Annotated in this window: 13 protein-coding genes and 1 pseudogene; 2 read left to right on the top strand and 12 right to left on the bottom strand. The window is 43.0% G+C overall.

Going from position 1 to position 16445, the window contains the following annotated elements:
• Positions 1-5 precede the first annotated feature (5 nt).
• Positions 6-680 (bottom strand): annotated as a pseudogene (locus CLV95_RS17245) (VWA domain-containing protein); the annotation flags it as partial.
• A gap of 620 nt (positions 681-1300) precedes the next feature.
• On the bottom strand, positions 1301-1987 hold the full coding sequence (locus CLV95_RS17240) for a hypothetical protein (RefSeq protein WP_002735168.1): 687 nt from the start codon (positions 1985-1987) through the stop codon (positions 1301-1303).
• A gap of 193 nt (positions 1988-2180) precedes the next feature.
• On the opposite strand from CLV95_RS17240, the gene CLV95_RS17235 reads away from it, so the two are divergent.
• Complete coding sequence (locus CLV95_RS17235) at positions 2181-2606, top strand: hypothetical protein (RefSeq protein WP_002735192.1); 426 nt, start codon at positions 2181-2183, stop codon at positions 2604-2606.
• Positions 2603-3148: a hypothetical protein gene (locus CLV95_RS17230; RefSeq protein ID WP_002727048.1), complete on the top strand. Its 546-nt coding sequence runs from the start codon at positions 2603-2605 to the stop codon at positions 3146-3148. The genes CLV95_RS17235 and CLV95_RS17230 overlap by 4 nt, the downstream gene beginning before the upstream one ends.
• A gap of 775 nt (positions 3149-3923) precedes the next feature.
• Here the strand turns inward: CLV95_RS17230 and CLV95_RS17225 are convergent.
• The 10 genes from CLV95_RS17225 to tmpT all read right to left on the bottom strand — a co-directional run bounded on the left by CLV95_RS17225 (position 3924) and on the right by tmpT (position 16106).
• A complete protein-coding gene (locus CLV95_RS17225) occupies positions 3924-4694 on the bottom strand; it encodes an Lp29 family lipoprotein (RefSeq protein ID WP_308417700.1) in 771 nt (256 codons plus the stop codon).
• Positions 4695-5078: 384 nt separating this feature from the next.
• Entirely contained in the window at positions 5079-5885 is an 807-nt protein-coding gene (locus tag CLV95_RS17220; protein ID WP_002727001.1) for an Lp29 family lipoprotein, read from the bottom strand.
• Positions 5886-6219: 334 nt separating this feature from the next.
• A complete protein-coding gene (gene lsa16, locus CLV95_RS17215; protein WP_002727045.1) occupies positions 6220-6699 on the bottom strand; it encodes an E-cadherin-binding lipoprotein adhesin Lsa16 in 480 nt (159 codons plus the stop codon).
• Between the two features lie 13 nt (positions 6700-6712).
• Complete coding sequence (locus CLV95_RS17210; protein ID WP_002727025.1) at positions 6713-7936, bottom strand: hypothetical protein; 1224 nt, start codon at positions 7934-7936, stop codon at positions 6713-6715.
• A gap of 5 nt (positions 7937-7941) precedes the next feature.
• Positions 7942-8631: a c-type cytochrome gene (locus CLV95_RS17205; RefSeq protein WP_002741933.1), complete on the bottom strand. Its 690-nt coding sequence runs from the start codon at positions 8629-8631 to the stop codon at positions 7942-7944.
• Positions 8632-8644: 13 nt separating this feature from the next.
• Positions 8645-9196 carry a DUF3341 domain-containing protein gene (locus CLV95_RS17200; RefSeq protein WP_002735150.1) on the bottom strand — a complete coding sequence of 184 codons (552 nt, stop codon included), beginning with the start codon at positions 9194-9196 and terminating at the stop codon, positions 8645-8647.
• The gene (gene nrfD / locus CLV95_RS17195) at positions 9196-10563 is read right to left on the bottom strand and encodes an NrfD/PsrC family molybdoenzyme membrane anchor subunit (protein WP_002727039.1); all 1368 of its coding nucleotides are present in this window, start codon (positions 10561-10563) and stop codon (positions 9196-9198) included. The genes CLV95_RS17200 and nrfD overlap by 1 nt, the downstream gene beginning before the upstream one ends.
• 25 nt (positions 10564-10588) lie before the next feature.
• Positions 10589-13654, bottom strand: a complete 3066-nt coding sequence (locus CLV95_RS17190; RefSeq protein WP_107695037.1) for a TAT-variant-translocated molybdopterin oxidoreductase — start codon at positions 13652-13654, stop codon at positions 10589-10591.
• Positions 13655-13673: 19 nt separating this feature from the next.
• A complete protein-coding gene (locus CLV95_RS17185) occupies positions 13674-14180 on the bottom strand; it encodes a cytochrome c3 family protein (RefSeq protein WP_002727027.1) in 507 nt (168 codons plus the stop codon).
• Between the two features lie 1278 nt (positions 14181-15458).
• Positions 15459-16106 carry a thiopurine S-methyltransferase gene (gene tmpT, locus CLV95_RS17180; protein WP_002735174.1) on the bottom strand — a complete coding sequence of 216 codons (648 nt, stop codon included), beginning with the start codon at positions 16104-16106 and terminating at the stop codon, positions 15459-15461.
• Between the last annotated feature and the right edge of the window lie 339 nt (positions 16107-16445).

Below are 16445 nucleotides of genomic sequence, written 5' to 3'. Positions count from 1 at the left end.
CGTTATTACCTAATCTTTTCGCTCACCCAATCCGCGAGTTCTCCGGGAGTCATCGCAGCGATTTCGGCGCCTACTTTTACGAGTTTTTCCGCGACATCATTTGCATACGTTGGATTTGCAGTTTCGTCTAATGCGGCCAAGCCCAATACTTTAACTCCGCTTTCCACCAAACGAAGCGTAGTGGAAATGAGTTTGGAAAGCGGACCTCCTTCGTAAAAATCGCTGATTAGAACGATCATCGTTCTACGCGGATTTACGATTTTTTCTTCCGCATACGAAAGCGCAAAACCGATATCCGTACCTCCGCCTAACTGGACTTTCATGAGAGTTTCCACCGGATCTAAACAATCATCGGTCACGTCCACTACGTTCGTATCAAAAAGAATCAAACGGGTGTCTATCGATTTAATTCCCCAGAATATGGAAGCCATAATGGAAGAATGTATGACGCTACTCAACATACTTCCCGATTGATCCACGAGAATGATCAATTGCCAGCGTTCCGCTACGAAACGATGAATTCTAGAATGAAACAAGGGTTTTTGCAGAATCAATCTTTTCGATGCAATATCGTAGTGTTTTAAATTCGCGCGTATGGTACTTTTTACGTCGAAATTTTTATAAATTTTTAGGGAAGAACGCCGATTCCTATTTTTCACCCCTTGAAAAGGAGCTAAGAGCCGGTCTCAAAACTGTCTTCATTCAGAAGACGAAAGACAGACTTCGCTTCGTTCTAGACAGAGAACAGAAACGGGGGAGATGTTATAAGGCCGACTGTCCTCACTCCTCTGAATGTAGGAGCTCTTACGAGAATTTAACGAATAGGCCCCCATTCGAAAGTCGATAAACTGCGGACATTCCTTCGTTTTGCGAAAAGTTCACGATTCTATTTCTATCTGGGATAAGTTCAAAGAGAACGATCTTAAAATCAAATTTCCAATTATAGAGGTTTCCTATAACTCACCTCAGAGTTATCTGCTAAGTCGCACTAATAAAATGAGATAATTCCAAATGTATATACTTTTTCTTCCCGCTGCGATCGCATTCTATAAAACGGTTGGAAGAGTTAGAACTTTTAGAAATCGGAATGGATTGTGGGAAAACTCTTTTTTAAAACCCACCAATTGTGGCAAGTTCGCAATAATAAAAGCACTAATAATTTGCACAGACAAACTCTAAAATTAAAAACAATAACGGGAAAATAATAGATAAACGTTTCCTCTAGGTTTTTGTAAGACCAAATTCGAAACGAACTTAAAATCTTTGAAAAGTAAAATATGGGAATACTTTTTGTCGGATTTTATATTTCTTCCAAGAGATAAGGACGAGTATATTCTCGAATGATTTCAACGACAAAACGACCCCAACTTTTTGGATCGTTCTGTGAGATTTCAACCTGTTTGATTTTGGGGAAATAAGGGCTCGATTTATAAAGACTGTGCGAAAGTTCAACCGCTCGAAGATAATTATCCACTCGTTTCACTCGAACGAAATTCATCAATTCGGACTGAACTTGACTTTGCTGGATATAACCGATGATGATGAGTTTCGGGAAAAGGGACTTTTTCAATAAGTTTATGAATTCCGCAAAGTTGTCCACACGATCAATAAATCCTTCGTAAGCTCCGCCTCCAAGGTTCATGATCTGAGTCACAATATCCATCGAAAAGGAAACTCCCTCTGCGGAAGTCATGTCCGAAATGATTACAATTCCTTCGTCTGGCTGGAATGTCTTGAACATCTGAGAACCTTTAAAATGTCTTCTCAAAAGTTTTGCGGCGGATATATCGATTTCAGCCGCCTTAGCAAGAATCGCTCCGCCCCCGCTATCAAGAATCGGCTCTCTCGTAATGATATATCTCTTTTTAACCGCATTCTGGTTCATCACTCGGAACGCTTTAACCTTTTCTTCGATCTCGTCCAAAGAACAGTAACCGATTTTTAGTACGTTTTCCCTCGACCTTTTCTCTAACTCTGTGTCTTCCATTTGAAGTTTTAAGGGGACTCGAATGATCGAAATCCGAAGTGTTTTCCCTTATCCCGTTTTATCATAACATTGAATTTATTTCGAACAACTCGCTTCTCGGGTAAGCGAGAAACAAGATTAAAACACTTGCACCTTATTTCCGGTCTTTCCGAATGGAATCATGTACCCGGATTCTTTTCGATTTCGCATTCTTTTGCAGATTTCGAAGATTCTTTCGGTACCAATTCTACTTTCCACTCTTTTTTCTTGCGAATCCGTAGAATTTATTCCGGAAACGGTTTTAAGGGAAGAATTCGGTTTTTCTCATAAAAGTTCCTGGAACGAAATCGAAGTCCGGACTTCTTCTCCTCCCAAACCATATCGTATATACGGAAAAATCATCATTCGTTCCTTTGCAAACGGAAGAATCCCTGACTACCTGATTATCAATCTCAAAAAAGAATTGTATTCCAATCACATGGATGGTGTTATTTTTACGGGTAAAGGAATCGTGAACGTTCCTCCCACTCTCATCCAATCCGGCAATGGAGACGGTAATACAGTCGTAATCGGCTATGTGAACAACGAAATGGGAATGATCGAAGGTGTGGCCTACCGTTATAAGGACAACGAACGATGAAAATTTACCGGGACCGGAACGATTCTCATCCTCCTCGCAGATTCAACAGCGGAATTTTTGTGGATTCGGAAGATCGTTGGATCTTTCAAGGAAATCGAATCGATCAAAAAGAAATACTCGCTTACTTTCGCCAAAATCTTCGCGAAGACGAACTCGGAATCTATATCGACAATCGTTTCGGAGAATTGACGGAAAACGGTTATTTGGAATTGGAAGGTTATCCGATTCACTTGATAGCATGCAAAGAATCAGAAGGAACGTTATGCTTCCTTGCAGAGTCCGATATTTCATACGCCCTAAAAGATCTGATTTTTGCCATAGACGTAAACGGTTGCCTTTTTGCAAGAAGCGTAAATCATAAAAAACTAAAATTCAGACCAGATCGCAATTGTCTTTCCGATCTGAGCCCTTTTTTGGAAGAAACGAAAGACGGAATAGAACTCCGGTTTTACGACAAAAAAATTTTAATTCCAGAATCCTACGAGTCCCCACGAGTTTCTCTTCCTGCGGAATTCAATTCCATTTTTTCTCGGGAAAATTAAAATCCGTGCGATTAGAGGTTAGCGGATAGGAATCTATACGAGTTTGGCGTAACCAATGTGAAAACGATTATTATGCTGTGATCCATAGATTAGCATGGTTCTTGAACATAATACAGTTTCCGAATATGATATTCTTGGTTCGACGAGTCACTCGAGGGAACTCAGCATCTCCCACAATTACTTCGACCTGAAGAAATCCGTCGGAACTCCGACAATCCTCTGTGAAACAGGCTCAGCCCCTCCCACGTTTTGCATATCCTTACCCACAAGTATTTGGATCTCAATATAAATCTGTCGGAATTACGACAAATCCACTGTAAAACTTACACCTGCAAATGATTTATAGAGAGCGTTGCATGAGTTTTCCCTAATTTTGGGTGGAGGAAAGAAAAGCTTGGGGACTTTCCATTATCAGAAAATCATACTTTTTGCAAGTAAAAAGCCTCATTCTTGTCGGAACACTTGAAAAAATATGCGTTTTAGATTCTTACTATTCCAACTCAATTTGTGGGATGATCTGAAGAATTGAAGACCAAGAGCTTTCCTGAACTAAAGTGCAGAACTCCCTATGGGTCCCGCTTATCTCAGCTACGCTAAGAGTCTTCGCATAACGCTCCGCTCGCTACGACTATCTCGCTCCTTATGGGTCGCTCGATAAACTTAAATTTTATGGTCTTATTAATAAAAATTGCGGAAGGGCTTGACACAAGAAACATAGAAAAGAGTAGCACTGAGTCCAAAGAAACCCAGGCAAAACTCTTTTTACGAAAGCATTTCATTTGCGGAATACAGATCGAGCTTGTATAAAATTTACGACATCCATCTCGAATTGAGCCCCTAATTCCTGATATACGAACTTAGGAGGAGAAGTCACCTGTTTGAGAACGTTGCACCCCATTCTATGACACTCTTCCGGCACGGAGGATGCCCATACCGCACCCAAAACCGAATATCCATGATCGTATTTGATGGAAGTAAGTCGATTTAAATTTTTATCATAAATTTTAATTTCGGTCCCCGCTTGCAAAGACGCATAACTCGGAATCAACCCGAAGCTTATCACGGAAAAAATAGAAGAGAACAATTGAAGCATACTACTACCGAAATGTTTCGAAGTCTGAAACGCGGGAGTATGTATTCCAATTACGTAATAATCCGCACCTATATCCTTCAATTTGAAAATTCGCTCTTCTCCTTTCTTTTCGACGCTTGTTACGTAGGTCAGCTCAAGAACGCCGCTGTCCTTTACCTCGTTCAAATAATCCTGAACGAATTTCTTAACTTTATCAGAAGGAACGTCCTTTCGATATCCCGTCGATTTCAAATCAGATGCATAAACTCCATTCTGAAATTTGAATACAGTCCGATCGGGATACATCAGATTGGCCGTATAAACCCTCGTTTCCGAGGAAGAAGTCGTCATTTCCGTAAAATAGGGACGAAAGCCGATGTAAGCGATTTTCACCTTAGGCAGGTTCGGAATCGATCCGCTTTCAATGGAGGTTTTTTGCACGTAGTAACGATAATTGCAGTCGAAAAGAAACAAAAAGACAAAAATAAGAAATCCAAATTTTTGATCGTATCTCATAGATTTTCCGAAATCAGCGGAGCTAAATTTCGTTTGATCCGCCTCTCATATTAAATTCTCCTAAAGGATTCTTCTTTGCAATCAAAAAGAAGAATCCAACACGTTCGAAAAGAAAAAATAAAAAACGATGCACTCCTTTAGTATTTCCAAGAAACATACATCAAAATCTTAGTTCAAGCCGATAGAAGAAATTTTATTCTTATCGGCCTGCAAGTCTTGTTGTCCTTTGTTATACATGTTAAATTGACGAGCTCCCGATACAAGGTACGTATATTTTTTTTGGAATCCATTCGGATGCGGAGCAGGTAAATTCCGCTCCTGCATTTTGACAAAGGCCGTCTTTTAATTGGCAGGGGCGGCAGGTTTTTGAATCGAATTCAAAACGTCCTCTTCGATTTTCGGACCCATTTCGGAATAAACAATACTAGGTGGAGAACCAATTTGCTCCGTACACTCTAACATTTTACAGTGAGGCGGATTCGGCGATACCCATATCGCATCGATCGTAGAATAGGAATTATCATATTCTAAACTGTTTACTAATTTTAGATTTTTATCATAAATTTTTACTTCCGTTTTTGCGAGATCCGACGAATACACCGGGATCAATCCCAAAGTAACCATCGAAAATAAGGAGGAGAAAACTTCAACGACAGAGATTCCAAAATTGGTATTCTTCCGAAACGCAGGCCCATGAACTCCGATCACATAGTAATCCACCGGAAAGTTTCTGAGTTTAAATATTTTTACGTCGCCGCCCTTTTTTTCCACATCGACCAATGTGGAAATTTCCAAGGCGCCGCTTGATTTTACTGCGCCCAGATATTCCATTGCAAAAGCTTGAACCTTATCGGAAGGAATATCACCTCTAAACCCGCTGCTTTTCAGCTGATTAATAAAAACACCGTTTTCCAACTTCGGAATGGTTCTAGTCTCATAGACTAACTCGGCTGTATACGTAGTCCTTCTGCTCGCAGACCCGGTTATTCTGGATTGATACGTTCTAAAACCGAGATATACAATTTTAGGAGCCTTTTCCACTTTAGCTTTCCCGGAAACAGGAAACTCCTTCACGTAATAATGCCTGCTGCAACCGACCATCGCAAGAACCAACACAACCGTTAAAATTTTCCTTATCAGCTTATCCATTTTATAAAATTATCCCTTGATCAATTCTACGCTTAAAAACCGAATAAAAAGCGCTCATCTTTTGTAATCCATAGAACGAAAATCAGCCCAAAAGACAAGTGATTTTCATTAATTTATTTAATCACTAATCCACAAATCAACCCGCACAAGGTGTTGATTCTGCAAAATCGTCGCGCAAAATGCTGTTTAAAGATTTATAATATTCGAAATGTACGATTCTTCTTTCGAACGCCCGCTTGTTGAATTATTCAAAAACCAAATAGGCAAAAAAAAATCCATGTCCTTCTCCCGAAGCGACATGGAACTCCTTGATATTTATTGACTAAGGGTGAGTTTATTTTTTTAGTTCAGGCGCAAGTTCCGCCAATGGAACCTTATCCTTTGGAAGAGAAGCATATTCCTTGAATTCGTATCCGTTTGGATAATGCTCGTGATCTTCAGGGTTATAGAAATGAACATAGTCTTTGCGGGCCCCCCAAGTAAAAACGGATTTGGACGGATCCTGCCCTATGACCAAACAGCGAGGATTGATCCACCCTTCGGTTTTTTCGGTTTTAATACGAACAAACGGTTTCGGATTCGCTTCGTGATTTCTGTAATCATATACTCTCACCACGGAACCCGGCGTGATCCTCTCCTTTATAACCGAAGTTGCATCCGCCTCCGAGAAGATGGGAACCGTAGGTTCCAGAGAAGGATTCAGTAGGGACGGATCACAATTCTTATGATTTGTAACCTGTGCTAATTTGGAACATGCTCCTAAAAAAAGCCCGCCCCCTATCAATAAAACGACAAGTGTAATATTCCTTTTCATTCTTCTTCCTCTCTTATTGATGATGGTGCAAGGATTGATCCAACCTTGGATCTCCTACCGGGATTAGAGCGGCAGACTCATAACGTTTCAACACTACGAAACCGAAAAGACCGATAAAACCGATCACCGCTCCGAGTGTTACGATCAGTCCGGAAAGTTGGAAGTTTTCGAAATTAGCCGGAAACACCAGCCAATAGATTTCGATCACTTGTGTAAATACGATCCAGATCGCCACTTTCACGAGGAAGTTGATGTCTCTTTTGTTCGGTCTGTTTAAGAGCAGCAAAAAAGGAACTACGAACTTGATGAAAGGAAGAGCGTAAGTGAACACTTCCCAACCGCCGGTCAATCTCTGCTCGTAGAAAAAAGTTTCTTCCGGAATGTTCGCATACCAGATCAACATAAACTGAGAGAACCCAACGTAAGCCCAGAATACACAGAAGCCGAGCATAAACTTGCCGATATCGTGGATGTGATTTTCATTTACAAGGTTGCCGAGATAACCTTTCTTTTTCAGAAAGTAGATCATGATAATGAGAGTGGAAAGTCCAGCTTGATACGCTCCGGCAAAACAATACACTCCGAACATGGTTGAAAACCAGTGTGGCGTCAAAGACATGATCAAATCAAAAGAAGCGAGGGAGAAAGAAAGAGCGAAGAATACGATGAATCCTCCGGCCAGTTTCGCGTTGAACTGAGTATGAGAAACGTCCTTATCGCTGTCTTGTTGAGTAGAACGTTTGTGGAATAACCAACCGAACACGGACCAAGCCGCTCCGAAAAGAATCATACGAATCACGAAAAAAGGAGTGTTCAACAAAGGTTTCTTGTGTTGAAGAAGATGATCGTGCGCGACCACTTCTTCGTGGCTCCATTCGTAGAGATCGTGAATTCCGACTGTAGTAATTAGAAGCAGAACAGCAACGACGGGAAGGAACAAACCGTATCCCTCGCTAAGTCTTCTTACAGTAATGGACCAATGAGCGCCGGTAATGTTGCTGATCGCGGTAAAGAAAACTCCCGCGAGAGCGATTCCGGTGATAAAGAACGTCCCGATTAAAAACGCTGACCAAGCAGGGTTGGAATGTCCACCCTCGTGCCGAGGAGGAGTGTGCGAAAGGGTAAAATACCCGATGAGTAAACTTAGAACTCCAATCCCGATCATCCCGAAAAGGGCACTGCGGGTCTTGGAGTCGAGTTTGAAGTGAATCAGATTTTGTTCGACTTTAACTTCCATGATTCTTAGTTCCTAACCACGTCTTTTTTCGTTCTGTTATCGTATTCCTGGAGTTTTCTCATATAGAGAACGATTTTCCAGCGATCTTCCGGGGAAATTTGAGAAGCATAACTTTTCATTCTACTCCAACCGGCAGTGATCACATGATAGATTTGTCCGTCGGAATATCCTTGGATCTTAGGCGAGATTACGGCAGGAACCGGAAAACCGATTCTCGGAGCTGGACCTACGACGGTTCCATTCCCCGCACCTCTTACACCGTGGCAAGGAGAACAATACGTTTGGTACTTGGCCTCTCCTCTTTGGAGATTCGCCAAGTCGCTTTTAAAAGGATTTGCAAGTCCTTTGTTTGGTAATTGTGTTACATCCAATCCGAGATATTCGTACGGATAGTATCCAACTGGAACCGCTCCTTTCGGAGGAATTCTAGAAGCCGCTCCGTTATGTGCGATCGGATCCGCTTCCTGAGCTTCTCTTGCCGGAGAATCCGCCATGTCCGGAAAATATTCCAGAGGAGGCGTTTTAGATTCGCAGTTCCAGAAAAGAACAGCTGCGAAAAGGAAAATCAGCGATTTACAGAGTGTCTTTACGCTTAAGTTTTCGATCACTGAAAAGCGGAAAAATCGGAATTCAGTGCCACGCATTTTACGCTCCAGGTTCTGTCCAATAAGGGACAAGTTCTTATCATATTTCATTTTGCCCCCGCTCCTATTTCACAACTTCGACGTTCTTTCCGCCGAGACTCTTGATAAAATTTACGACTTCGTCTTCCTTATAACCTTTAGAAGAAGAAGGAATCCAGAGTGCAAACTTATCCGTGGTAATATCCGGATGTAAAATTCTCCGATTCACTTTTGGGAGTTTGGTTAGGAAAAACATCGCAGCCGCGGTTCCGATTCCGGCCATAAACACGGTAAATTCGAACGTGATCGGGATGTATGCAAACCAAGCGTTCAAATTTTTACCGGAAATGTTGATGGGCCAATCGAACTTGTGAGTCAGATATTGCATTCCGAAACCTACAGCACATCCGAACAGTCCCATGAAAAAAGTCACCCAAGGAAGACCGGAACGGGGAACTCCCATCGCGTCGTCCAATCCGTGAACCGGAAACGGAGTAAAACAATCGAAGCCCGTGTAATTCTTCTCTTTGGTTTTTGCCGCCGCTGCGATGATTTCCGCAGGGGTGTCGAAAAGCCCGAATACTCCGGCGCTTGTCTCTTCGAACGTATGAAATTGTTCTTTATGAGGTTTTAACATCAGTGGTGTCCTCCGTCTTTGTGAGGCATAACGGTTTTCACTTCCGCAACCGCGATGACAGGCATGATTCTACAGAACAAAAGGAACAACGTGAAGAAGATTCCGAACGTTCCGATGAGCATCATGAAGTCGTAAACGGTCGGGATATACATATCCCAGCTGGAAGGAAGGAAGTCCGCGTGAGTCGTCATAACGATCACGTATCTTTCGAACCACATTCCGATATTTACGACGATGGAAATGACAAACATAATCGGGATATTGGTTCTGAGCTTTTTCCACCAAAATACCTGTGGAGAAAACACGTTACAGCTGAACATGATGAAGTATGCCCAGCCGTATGGACCGAAGGCTCTGTTTACGAAGGTGAATCCTTCGTATTCGTTACCGGAATACCAAGCCATAAAAAACTCGGTGGAGTAAGCGAGACCCACGATCAAACCGGTAACCATGATGACCTTGTTCATGTTCTCCAAGTGTTTCATCGTGATGTAATCTTTCAGGTTGAATACTTCTCTTGCAATCACCATCAGAGTCACAACCATCGCAAATCCCGAAAAGATCGCCCCTGCAACGAAGTAGGGAGGGAAGATCGTAGTATGCCACCCGGGAAGGATGGAAACCGCGAAGTCGAAGGATACGATCGTGTGCACCGAAAGAACCAGAGGAGTGGAAAGGGCCGCGAGAATCATCGCTACCATTTCGAGGTGAGACCAAGCCTTATTGGAACCGACCCAACCTAAGGAAAGAATGTCGTAGATCTTACGTTTCATTTCTCCTTTGGAACGGTCTCTTACGGCCGCGATATCCGGAATCAAACCGATATACCAGAACACGAGAGAGATCGTTAAGTAAGTCGAAACCGCGAACGTATCCCAAATCAAAGGAGAACGGAAATTTACCCAAAGAGGTCCTCTTTCGTTCGGATACGGAAACAACCAAAATCCCACCCAAGGTCTTCCGATGTGGATGATCAGGTTGGAAGCCGCGGTCAATACCGCAAAGATGGTCATCGCTTCCGCTGCACGGTTGATCCCGGTTCTCCATTCTTGGCGGAACAGATAAAGTACGGCTGAAATCAGGGTTCCGGCGTGACCGATCCCGATCCAAAATACGAAGTTGACGATGAAAAATCCCCAAGCCACGGGATTGTTGATCCCGAGGATATAAAGACCTTCCCACATCAGATATCCGATGATCGCTAAATCGACAACTGTAATGGTAAGAACCAGAAGAAAAGCCTTCCACCATAGAGAAGTGGGGAACGCTTCTACGGGCTTTAAGATATCCTCGGTAACGTCCCGAACCGACTTACCGCCGGTTACGAGAGGCTGGATATCCAGGGCTTCTTTGACTGCGTTGGACATTGACATAGCTTTTTACGTTACTCCATTAAATTGAGCTTCTGACCCGGGTCAGGTAAGCGACCTGAGGACCGACGTTCAGATATTCGAGGACACGAAAGGATCTCGGACTGGAAGAAAGTTTCGCAACCTCCGAATCCTTATCGTTTGTATTACCAAAGCTGATTGCATCCGCCGCACAACTTTGCTGGCATGCGGTTTTGACTTCGCCGTCTTTGAGAACTCGGCCTTCGTTTTTAGCCGCGATCTTCGCTTCCGCGATTCGATGAGAGCAGAAATTACATTTTTCCATAACCCCGCGACCGCGAACCGCAACCTCAGGGTTGAGTCCCAAGTAACGAGGGGCTTTGGAGCCTTCCGCTCCGTTATACCAATGCTGCATCCAGTTAAAACGTCTCACTTTGTAAGGACAGTTGTTCGAGCAGTAACGAGTTCCCACACAACGGTTGTAAACCATATCGTTGATCCCTTCGGAACTGTGAACGGTTGCGAGAACCGGACAAACGGTTTCACAAGGAGCGTTGTCGCACTGTTGACAAAGCATAGGCTGGTGAGCGACTTGCAGGGTTTCCGGTTGATCGGGTTCGCCGATGTAATAGCGGTCGATTCGGAGCCAATGCATCTCGCGACCCACGCGAACTTCATCACGGCCTACGACCGGAATGTTGTTCTCCACTTGACAAGCAATCACACAAGAACCGCAACCAGTGCAGGAGGAAAGATCGATGCTCATTCCCCATTTGTAACCCGGGTAAGGATACGTAGGATTTGCACCCATAGCGTTCACAAGTTTCCCGTCTTTCAGGATCTTAGGAATTTCGGAAGGAGCCCTACCGGAAGCAGGATTTTTGCGATATTCTTCGATGGTAGTCGATTGAACAATCGGACGATCCGGATAACTGAAACCCGGAGACAACATGTGGTGATGCTGCGTGCAGGCCAACTTGTAGGTTTTTCCGGTTTTTTCGAGAGAAGTGATAGCGATTCCGGAATAAACACCTTTTTCGGAAAGACCGTAAGCGTTCTTACCTACCCCGGTTCCAACCGCACCCGCTGCAGTTCTACCGTAACCGACCGCGATTCCGATCGCTTCTTTGTGCATACCAGGTTGGATCTGCGCCGGAAGTTCGATTGTCTGAGTCGCCGTTTTCAAAACCAGGACGTCGTTGGAAGAAATCTTCTTCTCTTTTGCAAGAGCCGGAGAAATTAGAATATAATTGTCCCAAGTAACTTTCGTTACGGGATCCGGAAGTTCCTGAAGTTGAGCGTTGTTCGCCGCTCTACCGTCTCCGATCGCAGATGTTTCATACAACGCGAGTTTAAGACCGGAAGAAGCGAACTCGATCTTCTTCAAAGAAGAACGGTTGAAATTTCTGGAAGGACTCGCGAACTTCTTACGCTCGGAAGCCTTGACAGTGGTTCCCGCTCTCAAAAGGTCTTCCCATCTTTGTTTCGAACCGAGTTTTTTGGTCCAAGAATTTTTTACGTATTCATAGAAGCTGGATTCGCCACCGAGTGAACCGCCCGCAAAAGCGATCAAACTGTCTTCAAAAGAACGCGAATTGAAAAGAGGACGAATCGCAGGTTGTTGAATGGAGAAAATTCCCTTCGTAACTTCTGCGTCACCCCAAGATTCGAGGAAGTGAGTGGTGGTAGCAAGTACATTAGACGCAAGCGCAGTCTCGTCCGCACGATCGTTTAACGCGACAACCAGAGCGGATTGATGCAGAAGATTTTTCCATTCTTCTCCTGCCTGATAAACAAGGTTTACGTCGTTTACGAATAGAACCCCCACCTTGCCCGCTTTGAGTTCGACCGCAAGAGAATTCAGATTGTTGGAATAATCCGCAAGGCCTTCTTTTTTAGGATTGGAATGATCGATCGTCTTACCGTCGTTACCCAGTAAATCGTTAATAAAATTGACAAGAACTTGAAGCTCCACTGCATCTTTTGTGGAAGCCGCAAGGCTTCCCGCTACCACGAGGGATTTTCCTTTGTTGGACCAAAGAGCCTTTGCGGTTTTGCGGATGTTTTCTTCGCTCACGCCTAATTGTTTAGCGAGGTCAGAAACGCTTTCCCCATAAGGAGAAGCCTTTGTATCCGCGCCGAGATCATGCAAAGCGGCAATGATCGCAAGAGCGAGTTTGGTTTGGTCTCCGGGACGAATCGGAAGACGAAGATCCGCGTTGGAACCGGACATAGTCGGAATCGATTCCGCCGCGACAAAGAAGTTAACGTCTTTCGCACCGTTACGCAGATTTCTTCTTTTGGAAAAATCTTTTTGATGTTCTTCGGGAGAAAGCCAGTTGCCCATGAAATCGCAATCGATGGAAAGGATCACGTTTGCGAGATCGAAATGATAGTTCGGAATGAGCGCCTTTCCGTAAGAAGCGGCTTGTCCTTTCGAAACGACCTCTTCCGCGGAAGTAAGGGAGATTTCGTAGTGTTTCCCACCACCAACCGTACGAAGAAAATCCCCGATGATGGACTTCGTGGAAGGGGAATCCAAAGGTTTTGTAACGACAACCGTCTTGCCTTTGTTAGCTGTAAGAGCCGCTTTCACTTTCGCGTCCACGGTGGCCCAATCGGAGTTCATTGGAATTCCACCTTCGATGGTCGCAGGGTTTTGCGCACGATCCGGATCGTAAAGATCGAAGATGGAAGCTTGACCCGCGGCGCTTAACGCGCCTTGAGAAACCGGGTGATCCGGATTTCCTTCCAGTTTTAAAGGACGACCATCTCTCGCCTTTATAAGAACACCGGTTCCCGCAACCACGGAAGCATAGTAATAAGAATGTCCGTGTTTTACAAAATCATATTGGGCGTTTTCATCCGTTTTGTTGAGATCCACGTAAGGAACAATCTTCTCAACGGGCTTACGAATACAATTGAGGGAAGTCATTGCAACTCCCGCACCCATCAACTTCAAAAAGGATTTACGATCGAATTCTCCGGATTTGATTCTCGCGATCAAAGGATCGGGAGAAGTGAAAAATTCGGCTTTTTGCATCTCTTTGACTTCTTCGTTTTTGTCTCTCAAATCGTAAGACAGCCAGTGAGCTTTTTTTTCTTTTTGGAAATTTTTTTGATCCATATCTTAATATTACTCCCGGTTATCTGTGGCAAGTGGAACAGTCGGTCGGTGCATTGTTCTCTCTGTGACAATCCACGCAATATCCCATGTTCAAGGAAGCCACTTGTTTTACCTTTACCATCTCCGTCACGTTACCGTGGCATTGAGAACAATCCACACCTCTCGAAATGTGACGAGAATGATTAAACTGAACATGATCCGGCATATCATGAACTTTAATCCACTCGATCGGCTTATTATCGTTATACGACTTAGCAAGTTTTTTGATCAAAGGTGTATCTTTTGCTACCATTGAGTGACAGTTCATGCAAGTGGAAGTGGATGGGACTGTGGCGTGCGCTGAGGTTTCTACGCCGGTGTGACAGTATTTACAGTCTATCTTATTGTCTCCGGCATGTATCTTATGATTAAAGGGTATGGGCTGATCGGGCGCGTACCCAACATACTTGGAGGGAGAGAAAACCAGATACGCTACGGCCGCAATGGCAATGAGCGGTACCGAAAGTTTCAGTGCTCTGTTATTCATTCGTATGAAGTCCCTACAATATTGGTATTGGAAACAGGATTTTTGCCTCTGTGAAAAATTGCAAGTAAACGAAAATGAAAGACTTTTTCCTTTACACTTATTTTGAAATCTATTTGAGAATTAATATCAATTAGAAAAGTTTCATAAACTGGAAATGAATTTTTTAAAAATCTAAAAAAAATCCGAAGCTTCGAATATCAAAACTTTTCAATATCCAAATTTTTTAGATTCGAGGTTCCAAAAATACAAACCTTTCCCATGAAAACGTTTCAGGAGAGTTTTTACAATCTTAAAAGGGCAAATTTACGCTATTGAAAAAGATCTCTTTTTTCGCCCACTTTCCCTTCTTTTGCACCGCTTCTTTAGATCAGAATCCCTAAAGGCGTAGGATTTTTAACCCGAGAATCTCAAATTTCAACACGATATTTCCATTTGAAAAGATTGATGAGGAAAACAAATTCCTAAAACGTAGAATTCAAAAAGTGCTCCCTACTCTTCCAAAATCCCAAAATATCTGAAGTAAATCGATCGGCGGTTCATAATTTAGAAAACAAAGCTTGAGTCTTTGAAAATTTTTCCGGAAACGCATTCCTAACCTGCGAACAAAACCCGAACCGCCAATGCTACAAAAGCCGCAATCTATCGGAAGAAAAAACGAAATTCCGCTTCTCCTACTTTGCTATTTTGGCCCGGGACAAGGGCGACATGAAACTTAAAGTTTCAACCGGCCGATTCTTTTCTGCTCGAAGATATGACATCTCTTGGAAAATCTTGTCCCCGAGAACCCCGATTTTTCAATCCGGTACGTTATGCGAAATAGAAATGCAGAAACCACAAATCGATCCAATTTCTCCGAAGGCGGCAACAAGTTGACGGAGTTCCCGTATTCGGAGTATTGATGACAGTGTTGTGGTAATACCGCTCCCTACAGAAGACAGTTTTGGGACAAACTCTTTCGAATTTGTTCGTAAAATCGTGATTTGCGGCAATTCCCACATTTTAAGAATAGATTTACAAAGTTTAGATCCCAACTTGTTTTTAAAAAAATAAATCTTCTTACATCGACTCACGTTATTTACTATCTTTCAAATCGACTCTGTTGTTAAATTCCGTCGGAGTTTCTAAATTTTTGTGAAACTCCAAGTGTCTTGCTTCTATTGGTGCCCGACGAGATTTAGTACAAGTTCTTTAACTTTCTCAAAACACCGATTCCAATCATTCTCAGATATTTTTGAGATCAACAAAATCCCAACGAATTCGTTCTTGAACCCATGTTCCTCAATCGGTCGATTGTTTCAACAATAACCATACATTTTCCGTAGCCTCGCATTTTCCTTTCAAACCGCCGACCACGTTTTTACTAACAATCAAATTGAAATGATAATGATTCCGGTAGTGTTTCTGCACTTCTCCACTACGAATCGAAAAAGGAGGTCCCGCCATTTTACTTTGATCGTATTCGTAACAGATCAGTAACTGCGGAGCCGTATTTGTGATTTCCATCAAATGTTTCACATAACGTTTCCTCGTGTCTTCCGGCAGCGCAACCAAGGACGCTCTGTCATAAATTGCATCTACAAAACCGAGCGACGCAGCAGTTAAATGAAAAATATCGCCTACAAAGATATCGATATGATGCGCGCTATAACGTTCAAGTTCCGCTGCTTTCGATATCTTCGGTTCAACTCCCAACTCTTGAAATAATTGTTCGATTGCAATTTTACTCAACTCTGCTCCGGCGACACGAAAGCCTCTTGAAAGCAACCAAGCAATATCCAGCGTTTTTCCGCAAAGCGGTAAAAAGATTCTACCGTTTTCAGCCAAAGACAATTTATCGATGTTTTCCACTAACAGCGGATTGACCTCGCTTTCATGAAAAGCGATCTCATTCTTTTCCCATTTTTGGTGCCAAAAATTAGCGTCCATTTTTGTAACTCCGATTCCATTGATTCACAAACATCTCCACGTTCAGAGGACTGATGACAGAAACGGGGGAGTTATTGCATCACGGATTTAAAATGCAGTTTGCGGAGACAGAAAAGCAAGCTGTATTAGAAAAACAAACTACTTTTCGCGTTCAGAGGACTGAGGACAGAAGCGGAGGAGTTATTGCATCACAAATTTAGAATGCAGTTTACGGAGACAAAAAAGCAAACAAAAGAAACTATACTAACGTGAATTCGATATAAGAAAGTTTGGGCGAATCATTCGCGAGCTGAAACGTTTTTATAAAAAGCGTTTCGCCTGAATTTTTCAAACTAAAGT

The organism is Leptospira borgpetersenii serovar Javanica, from assembly GCF_003046425.1.
Classification (GTDB): domain Bacteria; phylum Spirochaetota; class Leptospiria; order Leptospirales; family Leptospiraceae; genus Leptospira; species Leptospira borgpetersenii.
The sequence above is the reverse complement of the archived record's forward strand: the minus strand, read 5'-3'. Positions and strand labels throughout refer to the sequence as shown.

Bases quoted from the DNA above. Each gene is read 5' to 3' on its own strand.
- CLV95_RS17240 (WP_002735168.1), bottom strand. From the start codon at position 1,987: ATGGAAGACACAGAGTTAGAGAAAAGGTCGAGGGAAAACGTACTAAAA.
- CLV95_RS17230 (WP_002727048.1), top strand. From the start codon at position 2,603: ATGAAAATTTACCGGGACCGGAACGATTCTCATCCTCCTCGCAGATTC.
- CLV95_RS17220 (WP_002727001.1), bottom strand. From the start codon at position 5,885: ATGGATAAGCTGATAAGGAAAATTTTAACGGTTGTGTTGGTTCTTGCG.
- lsa16 (WP_002727045.1), bottom strand. From the start codon at position 6,699: ATGAAAAGGAATATTACACTTGTCGTTTTATTGATAGGGGGCGGGCTT.
- CLV95_RS17210 (WP_002727025.1), bottom strand. From the start codon at position 7,936: ATGGAAGTTAAAGTCGAACAAAATCTGATTCACTTCAAACTCGACTCC.
- CLV95_RS17205 (WP_002741933.1), bottom strand. From the start codon at position 8,631: ATGAAATATGATAAGAACTTGTCCCTTATTGGACAGAACCTGGAGCGT.
- CLV95_RS17200 (WP_002735150.1), bottom strand. From the start codon at position 9,196: ATGTTAAAACCTCATAAAGAACAATTTCATACGTTCGAAGAGACAAGC.
- nrfD (WP_002727039.1), bottom strand. From the start codon at position 10,563: ATGTCCAACGCAGTCAAAGAAGCCCTGGATATCCAGCCTCTCGTAACC.
- CLV95_RS17190 (WP_107695037.1), bottom strand. From the start codon at position 13,654: ATGGATCAAAAAAATTTCCAAAAAGAAAAAAAAGCTCACTGGCTGTCT.
- CLV95_RS17185 (WP_002727027.1), bottom strand. From the start codon at position 14,180: ATGAATAACAGAGCACTGAAACTTTCGGTACCGCTCATTGCCATTGCG.
- tmpT (WP_002735174.1), bottom strand. From the start codon at position 16,106: ATGGACGCTAATTTTTGGCACCAAAAATGGGAAAAGAATGAGATCGCT.